This window comes from Massilia sp. Bi118 (assembly GCF_918697865.1).
Classification (GTDB): Bacteria; Pseudomonadota; Gammaproteobacteria; order Burkholderiales; family Burkholderiaceae_D; genus Telluria.
This window is the reverse complement of the sequence record NZ_CAKKMV010000001.1, coordinates 463,621-477,554: the sequence shown is the minus strand read 5'-3', so window position 1 is coordinate 477,554 and position 13,934 is coordinate 463,621. Positions and strand designations below refer to the sequence as shown.

Genomic DNA, 13,934 nt, shown 5'->3' with positions numbered 1-13,934 from the left:
CAGCGACGGCGCTTGCGCCCCCCGGCCGGCGGGCTTCATTCGCCCAGGTAAGCCGCCTGCACCCGCGGATCGTGCAGCATGTCCGCCGCATTCCCGCTCATCGTGATCGCCCCCGACTCCATCACGTAAGCGCGGGTAGCAGCCTGCAGCGCCAGCCTTGCATTCTGCTCGACCAGGAGGATGGTAATCCCCTGCGCCGACACATCGCGGATCACCTCGAAGATCTTCTCCACCATGATCGGCGACAAGCCCATCGAAGGCTCATCCAGCAACAGCAAAGTCGGATGGCACATCAGCGCGCGCGCCATCGCCAGCATCTGCTGCTCGCCGCCGGACAGGGTGCCGGCCAGCTGGCTTGACCTCTCTTTCAGGCGCGGGAACACCGCATACCACTTCTCGATATCCGCATCGATGCCGGCCTGGTCCTTGCGCGTATAAGCGCCCATCAGCAGGTTTTCGTGGATGGTCATGCGGGTGAACACGCCCCGCCCTTCCGGCACCATGGACAGCTTGTCGTGCACCAGCCTGAAGGACTTCGCGCTCGCCAGCGATTGGCCCATGTACGAGACCGTGCCTTCCACCTTGCACGCCGGCAGGGTGCCGGTGATGGCTTTCAGGGTCGTGGTCTTGCCCGCGCCGTTGGCGCCGATCAGGGTCACCAGTTCGCCGCGGTTGACCTCGAGATCGATGCCCTTGACGGCCTTGATGCCGCCGTAGGCCACCTTGAGGCCGCTGATCTTGAGAATGTTCTCGCTCATTTAATGGGTACTCCCGGTGCCGAGATAAGCCTCGATCACCGCCTTGTTCTTCTGGATCTCGGCCGGCAGGCCTTCCGCGATCAGCTTGCCGTATTCCAGCACCGAGATGCGGTCGCACAGGCCCATCATCAGCTTGACGTCGTGCTCGATCAGCAGGATGGTGATGCCGGCGCCCTGGATCTTCACCAGCAGCTCGCGCAGCGCCAGCTTTTCGGTGGCGTTCATGCCGGCCGCCGGTTCGTCCAGCGCCAGCAGGGTCGGCTCGGTCGCGAGCGCGCGCGCGATCTCGAGGCGGCGTTGGTCGCCATAGGACAAATAGCGCGCGGTGCGATCGGCAAACTGGCCGATGCCGACGAAGTCCAGCAATTCCTGGGCCTTGGCGCGGATCGCCGCTTCCTCCGCACGCGCCGCCTTGTGGCGCAGGATCGCGCCGATCACGCCCTGGCGGGTGCGCACGTGGCGGCCGACCATCACGTTTTCCAGCGCCGTCATCTCGCCGAACAGGCGGATGTTCTGGAAGGTGCGGGCGATGCCGGCCTTGGCCACCTGGTGCGGCGCGGACGGCGAATAGGGCTTGCCGGCCAGTTCGAAGGTCCCGGTATCCGGCTGGTAGAGGCCGGTGATCACGTTGAAGAAGGTGGTCTTGCCGGCGCCGTTCGGCCCGATCAGGCCATAGATCTGGCCTTTCTCGATCCTGATGCCGACATCGGTCAGGGCTTGCAGGCCGCCGAAGCGTTTATTCACACCGGAGATGTTCAGGAGGAAGTTACTCATGCTGCTTCCTCCGCTTCTTCCTTGGCCAGCGCCGCGCTTGGCCTGTCTTCCTTGCGCGGCGACGGCCACAGGCCCGCCGGGCGGTACAGCATGATCACGACCATGGCCAGGCCGTACAGCAGCTGGCGCAACACTTCCGCCTCGATCACGACTTTGCCGAACAGCGCCTGCTGGGCCGGCTCGACCACGTGGCGCAGCACTTCCGGCAGCGCCGCCAGCAGCACGCCCCCCATCACCACGCCGGGGATGTGGCCGATACCGCCCAGCACCACCATCGCCAGCACGGCAATCGATTCGGTGAGAGAGAAGGATTCTGGAGAAACAAAACCCTGGAAAGCCGCGAACATGGCGCCGGCCACGCCGCCGAAGCAGGCGCCCATCGAGAAGGCGAGCAGCTTGACGTTGCGGGTATTGATGCCCATCGCCTTGGCGGCGATCTCATCCTCGCGGATCGCGACCCAGGCGCGGCCCAGGCGCGAGTGCTGCAGGCGGCTGGTCATGAAGATGGTCACGATGCACAGCAGCAGGAAAAGGAAGTAATAGGCGTTCACCGAGGGCATGCCGAAGCCGCCGACATAGACGGTGGCGCGAGAGCCCGCCTCCCCCGCCAGCGAGACGCCGAAGATGCGGATCGGATCGATCAGGTTGATGCCTTGCGGGCCGTTGGTGAAATTGATCGGATCGTTCAGGTTGTTCATGAAGATCCGGATGATCTCGCCGAAGCCCAGGGTCACGATGGCCAGGTAGTCGCCGCGCAGCTTCAGGGTCGGGGCGCCCAGCAGCGCGCCGAACAGCCCGGCCGTGATCGCCGCCAGCGGCACGATCGCCCACACCGACAGGTGGATGCCATTGGTGCGGATGTCCTCGCCGAACAGCGCGACCAGCGAGTCGCCCAGCGCCGGCGAATAATTCACCACCGATTCCAGCAGCGCCGCGAACTGCGGCGAAGCCATCAAGCCGGTCAAATAGGCGCCGACCGCGAAGAAGGCGATGTAGCCGAGGTCCAGCAGGCCGGCAAAGCCGACCACGATGTTCAGGCCCAGCGCCAGCATGATGTACAGCAGGGCCATGTCGAGGATGCGCACCCAGGAGTTGCCGAACTGGCTGGCAACGAAGGGGAAGACGAGCATCACCGCGAGCAGGATGCCCATGCTGGCGTAAGCCTGGCGCGGTTTATGGGCGGTGTCGAAGGTCAGGAGAGCCATGTCGTCGTCTCCTTATGCGCGGTCGGCAACGCGTTCGCCCATGATGCCGGACGGGCGCACGGTCAGCACCAGGATCAGCACGACGAAGGCGAAGATGTCCTGGTAGTGGCTGCCGAGGAAGCCGCCGGTCAGGTCGCCGATGTAGCCGGCGCCCAGGCTCTCGATGATGCCGAGAACGATCCCGCCGATCATCGCCCCATAGATATTGCCGATACCGCCCAGCACCGCGGCCGAGAAGGCCTTCATGCCCGGGACTGTGCCCATCGCAAACTGGATCGAGGCGTAATTGGCGCCCCACATCACGCCGGCAACGGCGGCCAGCGCGGCGCCGATGGCGAAGGTCGTCACCACCACGCGGTTCGCGTCCACGCCCATCAGGCCGGCCACGCGCGGGTTCTCGGCGACGGCGCGCATGGCGCGGCCCATCTTCGTCTTCTCGACCAGGAATACCAGGGCCATCATGGCACAAGCGGCCAGCACCAGCAGCAGCACCTGGGTCTGTGAAATCACGGCGCCGGCGATGAAGATCGGCTCCGAGGACAGCAGCTGCGGGAAAGGCAGCGGGCTGCGGCCCCAGATCATCATGGCGAAGGTCTGCAGCAGGATCGAGACGCCGATCGCGGTGATCAGCGGCGCCAGGCGCGGCGCATTGCGCAGGCGGCGGTAGGCGATGCGTTCGATCAGCACATTGACCAGCATCGTCACGGGGATCGCACCGAGGATGGCGATCGCCAGCTGCAGCCAGCCGGACATGCCGGGAAAGTGAGCGTCGAGCATTTTGAGGATGCTCAGGCCGACCATGGCGCCGATCATCAGCACGTCGCCGTGGGCGAAGTTAATCAGGTTCAGCACGCCGTACACCATGGTGTAGCCGAGCGCGATGAGCGCATACATGCTGCCCAGCACCAGTCCATTCAGGATCTGTTGGACGAAAGTTTCCATTTTTCAATCTCTCGCTTAAAAAAAACGGCACCCGGATTGCCGAAGTGCCGCGCTGACATCATAGCTAGATTTTTGGGAAACTGACATCGGAAATTGATGCGCCGGACATACCGGCCTGGCTCACACCTTGCGTAGTGTAATGACAGGCATGGTGAGCGTCCGCTTGTCTTCGAAGAAGGCGATGTCGAACAAGGCGGTGGCGCCGACGACTTCCTTGCCCACCTGGCGCAGCAGCGATGCCGCCGCCTCGATGGTGCCGCCGGTGGCCAGCACGTCGTCGACGATCAGCACGCGCTCGCCCTTGATGCGCGCCGGCTGGATCTCGATGGTGGCGCTGCCGTATTCGCGCTGGTAGTCGATGCTGATCGCCTCGCCGGGCAGCTTGCCGGGCTTGCGCGCCATCGCGAAGCCGATCGCGCGCTTATAGGCCAGCGCGCCGGCGATCATGAAGCCGCGCGCATCCATCGCCAGGATGAAGTCGAAGTGCAGGTGGGCGGTGCGCTCGTACAGGGTGTCGATCGCCAGCTGCCAGTGCACCGGGTCGTCGAACACGCAGCCGACGTCGATGAAATTGACGCCCGGCTCCGGGTAGTCCTGGAAGAACTCGAGGGGGATTGCGTCGAAGCCGCTCATCGTGCTCAGGCCGCAGTGGCGGGGTCGCCGGTCAGGCCTTTCGGCAGCGGGAAGGTGACGTGTTCTTCCACGCCTTCGAGCGCACGCACGCTGGCCGCGCCCAGGTCCTTCAGGCGGTCGATCACGGCCTGCACCAGCACTTCCGGGGCCGAGGCGCCGGCCGTCACGCCGATGCGTCGCTTGCCCGCGATCCAGGCCGGGTCGATGGCCTCGGCATTGTCGACCATGTAGGCCGGGGTGCCCATCTTGTCGGCCACTTCGCGCAGGCGGTTCGAGTTCGAGCTGTTCGGGCTGCCGACCACGACCACGACCTCGACCTGCGGCGCCATGAACTTCACGGCTTCCTGGCGGTTGGTGGTGGCGTAGCAGATGTCGCCTTTCTTCGGCTCGATGATGTTCGGGAAGCGTGCTTTCAGCGCTTCGATGATGTCAAGAGTGTCGTCGACCGACAGCGTGGTCTGCGAGACATAGGCCAGCAGGTCGGGATTGGCGACCTGCAGCTTGTTCACGTCCTCGACCGTCTCGACCAGGTGCATGCCCTCTTCCGCCTGGCCCATGGTGCCTTCGACTTCCGGGTGGCCGGCGTGGCCGATCATGACGATCTCGGCGCCCTGCTTGCGCATCTTGGCGACTTCGACGTGGACCTTGGTGACCAGCGGACAGGTCGCATCGAAGACCTTCAGGCCGCGCGATTCGGCTTCCTCGCGCACCGCCTTCGACACGCCATGGGCCGAGAACACCAGAGTGTTGCCCGCCGGGACGTCGTCCAGCTCTTCGATGAAGATCGCGCCCTTGGTGCGCAGGTCGTTGACGACATAGGCGTTGTGCACGATCTCATGGCGCACGTAGATGGGCGCGCCGAACTGCTGCAGGGCGCGCTCGACGATCTCGATCGCGCGGTCGACGCCGGCGCAGAAGCCGCGCGGCTGGGCTAACAGGATTTCGTTTTCCATGACGTTCTTTTAAAGGACGGAAATCAGTTTGACTTCGAACTTCAGCGGCTGGCCGGCCAGCGGGTGGTTGAAGTCGAACAGTGCATCGTTCTCACGCACCTGCAGCAGTACGCCGGCAAAGCGGCCGCCGCCCGGCGCCGCGAAATCGACCAGGTCGCCGACCTGGTAATCCGCGTCCGGCACCGAATTCTCTTCCAGGGTCTTCTTCGACACCGGCTGGATCAGCTCGGGATTGCGCTCGCCAAAGGCTTCGGCGGCGCTCAGCTCGAAGGTCTGGTGCGTGCCTTCCGCCATGCCCAGCAGGCGCTGCTCGAGGAAAGGCGCGAGCTGGCCCTGGCCCAGCATCAGCGTGGCCGGCGTACTGCCGAAGGTTGTGACGAGATCAGTACCGTCGGCGGTGGCAAGACGATAATGCAGAGTCAGGTAAGCCGATTCGGTGACGATGGGAGCGTTGGTGGTGGACATTGCGTGTTGGTATGTGCTTGACGTGCAAACCGCTATTGTAAGCCAGAGGCGCCCCTTCCGTCCTTACCCTCAAAGTTTTTACGGATGGGAAAAACATGGGTATTAATGAGTGGTCCGAACAGGAAAGACCGCGCGAACGCCTGGTGCGCGACGGCGCCCAGGCGCTGTCGAATTCCGAGCTGCTGGCCCTGCTGCTGCGCGTCGGTGTGCGCGGCAAGAGCGCGGTCGAACTGGGGCGGGACATGCTGCATCACTTCGGCTCCCTGCACGGGCTGTTCGGCGCGAGCCTGTCCGATTTTTCCGAGGTACACGGCCTAGGCATGGCCAAGTACGCGCAGATGCAGGCCGTGATGGAACTCGCAAGACGCGCGATCGCCGAGCAGTTGCAGGCGGGCGACCTGCTGTCCTCGCCCGAGGCGGTCAAGCGCTACCTGCGCATCAAGCTCGGCGGAAGGCCCTACGAATCCTTCACGGTGTTGTTTGTAGACGTCAAGAACCGCCTGATTGCCGACAAGGAGCTGTTCCGCGGCACGCTCACGCACGCCAGCGTGCATCCGCGCGAGGTGGTCAAGGAGGCGCTGGCTTGCAATGCCGCCAATGTTTTACTGGCCCACAATCATCCGTCCGGTTCGCCGGACCCGAGCGAGGCCGATTTGCGCCTGACGCACACGCTTTCCCAGGCACTGGCCCTGGTGGACGTGCGCGTGCTCGACCATTTCGTGGTGGCCGGGCCGCAGGTGTATTCGTTTGCCGAGCACGGGCAGCTGTAGTGACTTGCGCTACACTGGGCGGATCATTTCTGCGAATGGAAGGGCAATGGCCGCGATCTTCAGCTTCAAATGCGCATCCTGCGACGATATTCACGAAGGATCGCCCAGCTTTGCCTTCCACGCCCCCGATCCCTTCCTGGCCCAGCCGGAAGCCGTGCAAGCCGCCGGCCACCTCGGCAGCGACCTCTGCCGTTACGAGGATGCGGACGGCTCCCACTTCTTCATCCGCGTCCTGCTCGAGGTGCCCATCCACGGCATCGAAGACCCCTTCCTGTGGGGCGTCTGGGTTTCGCTGAGCGAAACGAATTACCAGCGCTACGTCGACACCTACGACGCGCCTGCTACCTCCGACCGTTATTTCGGCTGGTTCTGCAATCGCCTGCCCTGGTATCCGGACAGCCTCAACCTGAAGACCGAGGTCCATCCGCGCGCCAATCATCAGCGGCCCTTCATCGTGCTGGAGGAAAGCGGGCATCCGCTGGCGGTCGATTACCACCAGGGCATCGGCGTGCAGCGCGCCCAGGAAATCGCCGAAGCAGCCATGCACGGGACCGCATGAAGCTGCTGGCCCTGTGCGGCAGCCAGCGCACGCGCTCGCTGAGCGGCGGCCTGCTGTGCACCTGCCGCGAACTGGCGCCGGCCGGTATCGACGTCGTCCTCTTCGATGAGCACAAGCAATTCCCGCTGTTTAACCCGGAACAGGCGGACCTGCCGACCGGCGTGCGCGCCCTCTACGCGGCCATCGACACGGCGGACGCCGTCCTCGTCGCCAGCCCCGAGTATGCGCACGGCGTCACCGGCACCATCAAGAACACGCTGGACTGGCTGGTCGGCCAACCCGGCTTCGTCGGCAAGCCGGTGGCGCTGCTGAATCCTGTCTGGGAGCTAGACTCTAGTCGAACCAAGCGTGCGTAGAAGTGTCGAATCGCGATAATGGAAAACACGTTAGGCGCGGACGCGGCGCCCATGCTGCTGGCGCACCGGATCACGATTGACCCCACGGACGGGCAGCGCGAGTATTTCGCGCGCGCGGCCGGCACCGCACGCCGGGTATGGAACTGGGGGCTGGCCGAGTCGCTTCGCCAAGTGGCAAGCGGCTGCAAGCCCAATGCGATGGCCCTCAAAAAGCAATTCAACGCCATCAAGTACCTTGACCCGGCCTGGCTCGATGCCGATGGCAATCCCTGGCTGCGTTCCGTGCACCGCGACGCCCACGCGCAGCCCTTTGCCAATCTTGCCAAGGCGTGGAGCCGTTATTTCGCGCAGCGCCGCGCTGGCGAGAAGGCCTATCCGCCGCGCTTCAAGAAGAAGGGGCGCTGCACCGATAGCTTTTATATCGCCAACGACAAGTTCCGCCTCGACGGGAAGACGGCCGTGTTGCCCAAGGTCGGCCGCGTGGCGCTGCGCGAGGCATTGCGCTGGCCCGGCCGGATCCTGGGTGCAAGCGTGTCGCGTGAAGCGGAACAATGGTTCTTGTCGGTCCAGGTCGAGGTGCCGGACGACGTGGCGCGGCGCCGCCGCACCGGCAACGGCATCGTCGGCGTCGACCTTGGCGTGAGCAGCGCCGCCACGCTGTCCACCAGCGAAAAGATCTCCGCGCCACGGCCACTTCGAGGCGCGCTGCGACGCCTGCGCATCCGATCGCGCCGTCTTTCGCGCAAGCTGGAAAGTGCCAGGACGACGGCCGGTATTACGGGCCGGATACCGAAGGGCACGCGCTTGCCAGTATCAAAAAACCGGACCAAGGGCGCGCTGGCGTTAGCTCGCCTGCAGGCAAGGATCGCCCGGGTCCGTCGCGATTTCACGCACAAGCTCACAACACGGCTCTGCCGCGAAAATCAAGCGGTGGCGATCGAGGGCCTGAACGTGAAAGGGATGCTAGCCAACTCCCGGCTGTCACGCGCAATCGCGGATGTTGGCTTTTACGAGTTCCGTCGCCAGTTGCTGTACAAGGCGCCACGCTACGGCACTGATATCGTACTGGCCGACCGCTGGTACCCCTCAAGCAAACTGTGCTCACATTGCGGCGTGCGCAACGCTACCCTTGCCCTGGGCGAGCGCACCTGGAGGTGTGCGGCCTGCGGTGCGCATCACGATCGCGACGTCAACGCAGCGATCAACTTGCAACGGCTCGCCACCGGCGCCCTCGCAGCGCGAACGGCGCTACCCGAGGCGAGCCGGGCGGTAACGCCAGGCACTGCTGCCGGCACGGGGCCGGCGGGAGGCGGGAAAGTCACGCCTGTCAGAGACGAGCACGGTCAGCAGGACGGCTCGGGGCAGGAAGAGAACGGTGCGCACTTGTGCGCACGTTCTCGCTAGCAGTCCCACCATGCGGACGACAATCTCAGGGAGATCCTGCGCACGATGTCGGCCGCGCTGATCCAGGATGCCTGCGTGCGCATTCCCGTCATCGGCGCCGGTGTCGCGCTGGAGGCGATTGCGGCTTCCGAACGCTTTGCGCCGGCCATCGGGGCGGTGCTGCGGGCGATCGCACAACAGCTTTCAAGTCCCCGGTAAAGACCCCTGCGCTGCCGGATAACAGTGTGAAAACAAGCCCTTACAACGCAATACTTGCGTAATTTTACGATTGTTAAATTTGAGCGATGATTTAAGAAACAATTTTTTTGCGCAAGTGATTGATTACGCGGCTGTTTTCGCGCTATACTCTCGTTTTTCCGATTGTGGAAGTTTACTCAAGGAGTGCGCTATGGCACGTGTTTGCCAAGTTACTGGCAAGGGCCCGATGGTTGGCAACAACGTCTCCCACGCCAACAACAAAACCAAGCGTCGTTTTCTGCCGAACCTGCAGAACCGCCGCATCTTCGTAGAATCCGAAAACCGCTGGGTCTCCCTGCGTATTTCGAATGCCGGCCTGCGCGTCATCGACAAGCTGGGCATCGACGCTGTGCTGGCCGATCTGCGCGCCCGCGGCGAGAAAATCTAAATAGGGAGCTATCATGGCAAAAACTGGCCGCGACAAGATCAAACTGGAATCGACCGCAGGTACCGGTCACTTCTACACCACGACCAAGAACAAGCGCACGATGCCGGCGAAGATGGAAATCACCAAATTCGACCCGAAAGCACGTAAGCACGTGATCTACAAAGAAACCAAGATCAAGTAATCTGGTTCTTTCGGTTGTAAAAGAAAGCCGCCCACTGCAGAGTGTGCGGCTTTTTTGTTTTAACGCGGCACCCTCTTCCGGCAGGCTCGCTATAGTCGAGTCCGTCTGCCGACCGCCCCGGCCGGCGCTCCTGGAGGAAGAACCATGCGCCCTGTTCATCGGTTCCTGCTGACCCTGCTGGTCCCCGGCCTGCTGGCCGCCTGCACCACCCCCTACCGCCCAGCGGTCGTCGTCCGCGACAGCGCGTCCTTCCCCGGCATCGTCAACCTGGTCGAGAACGGCGGCGGCCGCCCGCTCGACCTCATCCTGGTGCACGGCATGTGCACCCACGATGCGGCCTGGGCCAACCACGGCATCGACCGCATCGCCGGCGTGGTGTCGGCCAATGTGCCCGGACAGGCGGCGGCCTCCGCCAACGGCATCCAGCTCATCGAGCGTACCCAGCAGATCGGCGGCGCGCAGGTGCGCTTCCACGCCTTGATCTGGTCGCCGCTGACGGCGCCGCTCAAGCGCCAGCTCGACTACGACAACACCGGCACGCCCACCGACTGTTCCAGCGCCGGCAGCGGCGAATGCAAGCCGAAGCGCGCCTGGGCCAACGGCTACGTCAAGGACAGGCTGCTGAACGACTGCCTGTCGGACGCCGTGATCTACGAAGGCGCCAGCCACGATGCGATCCGCGATGCGATGGTCGAATCGGTGTCGCGCATCATCGAGCGCAATCCGAACGGCGACCGCACCCTGGCCGTGGTCGCCGAAAGCCTGGGCAGCAAGATCCTCTTCGACGCCCTGAGCAGCATGCTGGAGTCAACCCAGCCACGCACCCGCGAGCTGGGGCTGCAAGCCTCGCGCCGCCTGGGCCTGCTTTTCATGGCGGGCAACCAGCTGCCCATCCTCGGCCTGGCCGAGCAGAACATCGAATCCCGCCCCGATAACCGCAGCGTGGGCGCGCCGGATGCGCTGCAGCGCTATCTCGAACTGCGGCGCCGCCAGTCGTTCACGCCGCGCGCGGAAACGATCTCGCGCCTGGCGGTGGTCGCCTTCACCGATCCGAACGACCTGCTCTCCTACCGCCTGCTGCCGGCACGCTATGCGGCGCCCGACGTGGCGGTGGCGGACGTGCTGGTGTCGAATGCGCGGACCTGGCTGGGCTTGATCGAGAATCCGGTGGCGGCGCACCTGGATTATCTGGAGAATCCGGATGTGGGGGATTTGATTGCTTGTGGGTTTCCGCGGTTTTCCGGCTGCCGGTAACAGGTGGCCGGCGCCCTTGGCGTGCGCCCGGCAGCAGCGAATGCGCGTAGATTCGAAAGCTGGCCGCGCCACAGCGCGCGCAGGGAGACGCCATGAACCAGATCGAATCGCGGACCACATTCCGCGGCCTGCCGTTGACCCCGGAGCAGGACAGCGAAATCAGGCACTACATCCACCTTCAGACGCGCCACGGCACGCCTTGGGACACGCCGGAACTGCAAGCCATGCTACACGACATGCTGGACCCGCCGGAACTCAGCGACGAAGACTGCAAGTCGGTGGGCGACTCGATGGCGGCCGAACGTTCGGTGGCAATCGGCGAAGACGCCGCCTAGGTCGCATCCTAGTGCAGGCGCTTGCGCTTGTGCACGTACATCTGCTGGTCGGCCAGCATGACGTAATTTAACAGCGTTTGTTCGCTCCCGGGATCGCACTGCACGATGCCGGCACTGATCGATACCCGATACGGACGCTCCTGCATCAGGTTGAACGCGTGTACATTGGCGTTCAGGCGCTCCAGGATGATGTGCGGCTTGCCTTCGTCCAGCGTATAACCGACGAATTCGTCCCCGCCCAGCCGCCCGACCACGTCGGCATCGCGGAAGGACTCCCGGAAGATACTTCCCGCATCACGGATGAGGTCATCGCCCACCTCATGCCCGAGTTCGTCATTGACCTGCTTGAGGCCATCCACGTCGGCAAAGATGACGGCACTGCGCACATGATTGCGCTGGGCCAGCCGGAAGATGTGCTCCGCATGGATGAAGAAGCCGCGCCGGTTGTTCAAACCGGTCAGCACATCGGTCAGCGACAGGCGGCGCATTTCGCCTTCGCTCACGTCGCGGCGCGCCAGTTCATCGGCATGCGCCTGGGCGGTGTCCGCCATTTGCGCATATTGGGAATACACCAGGCGTTCGAGCGAACTGCGTCCCTGCAGGCTGCCCAGCGCCGCCGCGCCCAGTTCGAGGATGGTCGAGAGCACCCGCCTGCGCTCCTGCCACGCCAGCAAGTCCGCCTCACGCTCCCAGCCGACCACCAGTGCAGCCATCGCCGCCGGCGCCGGCACCCCGAGCGCCAGCAGGCGCTTGCCGAGGCGCCGCACCGCGGGCTGGCTGGCCGCGCTGCCGTCAACCGGACCGCAGGGCGGCGCCAGCATGGCGACCGCGGACCGGTACCACGGGTGGTCCTGTGCGTCCGCTTGCGGCCTGCCGCTGCGATCGAAGGCAACCACGTCTTCATCGTCGTTACCGCACACGACCAGCAAGGCGGCATCGGCATGCGTCAGCCCGGCGATGTGCTGACCGACCAAGGAAAGCACACCCGCGGCCGCGTCCACCTGCAGGAGTTCGCGCGCCATCGTCAGCAATGCGCGCGCCTGGGCCAGCTCCGCCTGCGGTCCCGTAGCGGGCTTCATCGGTCTTCCGAATGGGTGGGTGTGATCGCTTCCGATACCGATTGTTCGGAACTCTCACGGCGACGCGCGTCCGGCTGGCCGATCACGCGGGCGATGACGGCGTCGGACACGCCCTTGTGGCGCATGTAGCGCCGCGCCAGCACCGCATTGCGCACATCCAGGATGTTCAGACCGCGCGCGACGGCATTCGCCGTGACCGCGTCGCTACGCCGTTGACGCTCGTTCATGAAGGACACACCTTCCCGCTGTGAGCGAGGAGCCACCCGGAGGCGGCAATGCGGACCAATATACGCTTGGCGCCATCGATCGACCAGCCATTTCAAAAAAAACGCCCCTGGGCAGGGGCGTCTTCAAGCTACGGAGCGATCAGCAATCAGGCATAGCTACGCAAACGCAGCGAAAACTCCTGCAGCGCCTTGATGCCCGACGCCTCGGCGCGCGTGCACCAGTCCTGCAGCTGCTGCAGCAGCTGGTCGCGGGTCGAATGCGAGCGTTCCCAGATTGCGCCCAGTTCCACGCGCATATTGTGCATGGTTTCCAGGACCTTGCTGTGCTCGAACAGTTCGCTCAGCTGGGCCTGTTGCGGGGCCTGCAGCTTGGCCGGCTCGCGCTGCATCAGCTTGCGCGAAGTTTTGAGGAAACGCTTCTCCAGTTCGGCCTTGTGCTTCAGGTGTTCGACTTCCTCGCGGAAGGCGGCCTTCACCGACTTGGCATATTTCGCCATCACGTCGTAGCGGTTGGTGATGACGGATTGCAGCGTGTCGAGGTCGGCTTCCAGCTTGTTCTTGGCCAGCTTCGGCTTCGGGATCGTCTTCTTGACCTTGGCCAGGCCCACCATTTCCATCATGCGGATGTAGGCGTAGCCGATGTCGAACTCGTACCACTTGCTCGACAGCTTGGCCGAGGTGGCGAAGGTGTGGTGGTTGTTGTGCAGTTCTTCGCCGCCGATCAGGATGCCCCAGGGGATCAGGTTGCATGCCGCATCGTTGCAGTCGTAGTTGCGGTAGCCGGTCCAGTGGCCCAGGCCGTTGATGATGCCGGCTGCGGTGATCGGGATCCACAGCATCTGCACGGCCCAGATCGTGATGCCGGCCACGCCGAACAACATCACGTTCAGCGGCAGCAGCGCCGACACGCCCAGCCAGCTGTACTTGGTGTACAGCTTGTTCTCGATCCAGTCGTTCGGGCAACCGTGGCCGTACTTTTCCAGGGTTTCCAGGTTCTTGGTCTCGGCACGGTACAGCTCGGCGCCTTCCAGCAGGACTTTCTTGATGCCGCGGGTGACCGGGCTATGCGGATCTTCGGGGGTCTCGCACTTGGCGTGGTGCTTGCGGTGCACCGCAGCCCATTCCTTGGTGACCTGGCCGGTGGTCAGCCACAGCCAGAAGCGGAAGAAATGACTGACGATCGGATGCAAATCCAGCGCGCGGTGCGCCTGGTGACGGTGCAGGTAGATGGTGACGCCGGCAATCGTGATGTGCGTCACGATCAGCGTGTACACGACCATCTGCCAACCCGACAGGTCAATCAAGCCGCCGTCCAGGAAGGACAGGACAGCTTGGAAGATGTTACTAATAAAATCCATTAACACTCCAGAATGAATGGCTGGGTTCGCCAAGATGTCATACGAATCGCATGACG

19 protein-coding genes are annotated in these 13,934 nt (G+C 64.0%); 9 read left to right on the top strand and 10 right to left on the bottom strand.

Translation table 11 applies throughout. The features are described 5' to 3' along the window. Positions 1–35 precede the first annotated feature (35 nt). The 7 genes from LQV39_RS02130 to LQV39_RS02100 form a co-directional block, all read right to left on the bottom strand. Positions 36–758 carry an ABC transporter ATP-binding protein gene (locus LQV39_RS02130; RefSeq protein WP_230019968.1) on the bottom strand — a complete coding sequence of 241 codons (723 nt, stop codon included), beginning with the start codon at positions 756–758 and terminating at the stop codon, positions 36–38. Continuing rightward, a complete protein-coding gene (locus LQV39_RS02125) occupies positions 759–1,532 on the bottom strand; it encodes an ABC transporter ATP-binding protein (RefSeq protein WP_230019967.1) in 774 nt (257 codons plus the stop codon). Beyond that, a complete protein-coding gene (locus LQV39_RS02120; protein WP_230019966.1) occupies positions 1,529–2,737 on the bottom strand; it encodes an ABC transporter ATP-binding protein in 1,209 nt (402 codons plus the stop codon). Before LQV39_RS02120 ends, LQV39_RS02125 begins: the two co-directional genes overlap by 4 nt. A 12-nt stretch (positions 2,738–2,749) precedes the next feature. Further along, positions 2,750–3,679 carry a branched-chain amino acid ABC transporter permease gene (locus LQV39_RS02115; RefSeq protein ID WP_230019965.1) on the bottom strand — a complete coding sequence of 310 codons (930 nt, stop codon included), beginning with the start codon at positions 3,677–3,679 and terminating at the stop codon, positions 2,750–2,752. Positions 3,680–3,799: 120 nt separating this feature from the next. Beyond that, positions 3,800–4,312, bottom strand: coding sequence for an adenine phosphoribosyltransferase (locus LQV39_RS02110; RefSeq protein ID WP_230019964.1), 513 nt, complete (start codon positions 4,310–4,312; stop codon positions 3,800–3,802). Between the two features lie 5 nt (positions 4,313–4,317). Then, entirely contained in the window at positions 4,318–5,265 is a 948-nt protein-coding gene (gene ispH / locus LQV39_RS02105) for a 4-hydroxy-3-methylbut-2-enyl diphosphate reductase (protein ID WP_230019963.1), read from the bottom strand. A 9-nt stretch (positions 5,266–5,274) separates the two neighbouring features. Continuing rightward, a complete protein-coding gene (locus LQV39_RS02100) occupies positions 5,275–5,730 on the bottom strand; it encodes a peptidylprolyl isomerase (RefSeq protein WP_230019962.1) in 456 nt (151 codons plus the stop codon). A gap of 95 nt (positions 5,731–5,825) precedes the next feature. On the opposite strand from LQV39_RS02100, the gene radC reads away from it, so the two are divergent. The 9 genes from radC (at position 5,826) to LQV39_RS02055 (ending at position 11,214) form a co-directional block, all read left to right on the top strand. Next, complete coding sequence (gene radC / locus LQV39_RS02095) at positions 5,826–6,500, top strand: DNA repair protein RadC (protein ID WP_230019961.1); 675 nt, start codon at positions 5,826–5,828, stop codon at positions 6,498–6,500. A 46-nt stretch (positions 6,501–6,546) separates the two neighbouring features. Continuing rightward, positions 6,547–7,059 (top strand): DUF2199 domain-containing protein, encoded by a 513-nt coding sequence (locus tag LQV39_RS02090; RefSeq protein WP_230019960.1) that lies wholly within the window; start codon positions 6,547–6,549, stop codon positions 7,057–7,059. Beyond that, complete coding sequence (locus tag LQV39_RS02085) at positions 7,056–7,415, top strand: NADPH-dependent FMN reductase (RefSeq protein ID WP_230019959.1); 360 nt, start codon at positions 7,056–7,058, stop codon at positions 7,413–7,415. The genes LQV39_RS02090 and LQV39_RS02085 overlap by 4 nt, the downstream gene beginning before the upstream one ends. A gap of 51 nt (positions 7,416–7,466) precedes the next feature. Next, positions 7,467–8,819, top strand: a complete 1,353-nt coding sequence (locus LQV39_RS02080; RefSeq protein ID WP_230019958.1) for a transposase — start codon at positions 7,467–7,469, stop codon at positions 8,817–8,819. A gap of 45 nt (positions 8,820–8,864) precedes the next feature. After that, positions 8,865–9,017: a hypothetical protein gene (locus tag LQV39_RS02075; RefSeq protein WP_230019957.1), complete on the top strand. Its 153-nt coding sequence runs from the start codon at positions 8,865–8,867 to the stop codon at positions 9,015–9,017. A 190-nt stretch (positions 9,018–9,207) separates the two neighbouring features. After that, positions 9,208–9,444 (top strand): 50S ribosomal protein L28, encoded by a 237-nt coding sequence (gene rpmB / locus LQV39_RS02070; RefSeq protein WP_060567073.1) that lies wholly within the window; start codon positions 9,208–9,210, stop codon positions 9,442–9,444. Positions 9,445–9,457: 13 nt separating this feature from the next. Then, positions 9,458–9,625, top strand: a complete 168-nt coding sequence (gene rpmG, locus LQV39_RS02065; protein ID WP_005665735.1) for a 50S ribosomal protein L33 — start codon at positions 9,458–9,460, stop codon at positions 9,623–9,625. Positions 9,626–9,769: 144 nt separating this feature from the next. Further along, positions 9,770–10,879 (top strand): hypothetical protein, encoded by a 1,110-nt coding sequence (locus LQV39_RS02060; RefSeq protein ID WP_230019956.1) that lies wholly within the window; start codon positions 9,770–9,772, stop codon positions 10,877–10,879. A 92-nt stretch (positions 10,880–10,971) separates the two neighbouring features. Next, entirely contained in the window at positions 10,972–11,214 is a 243-nt protein-coding gene (locus LQV39_RS02055; protein WP_230019955.1) for a hypothetical protein, read from the top strand. A gap of 8 nt (positions 11,215–11,222) precedes the next feature. On the opposite strand, the gene LQV39_RS02050 is transcribed toward LQV39_RS02055, so the two are convergent. The 3 genes from LQV39_RS02050 to LQV39_RS02040 form a co-directional block, all read right to left on the bottom strand. Further along, positions 11,223–12,293, bottom strand: a complete 1,071-nt coding sequence (locus LQV39_RS02050; protein ID WP_230019954.1) for a diguanylate cyclase — start codon at positions 12,291–12,293, stop codon at positions 11,223–11,225. Further along, positions 12,290–12,520 (bottom strand): hypothetical protein, encoded by a 231-nt coding sequence (locus tag LQV39_RS02045; protein WP_230019953.1) that lies wholly within the window; start codon positions 12,518–12,520, stop codon positions 12,290–12,292. The genes LQV39_RS02050 and LQV39_RS02045 overlap by 4 nt, the downstream gene beginning before the upstream one ends. A 146-nt stretch (positions 12,521–12,666) precedes the next feature. Then, a complete protein-coding gene (locus LQV39_RS02040; RefSeq protein ID WP_230019952.1) occupies positions 12,667–13,878 on the bottom strand; it encodes a fatty acid desaturase in 1,212 nt (403 codons plus the stop codon). Positions 13,879–13,934: the final 56 nt, after the last annotated feature.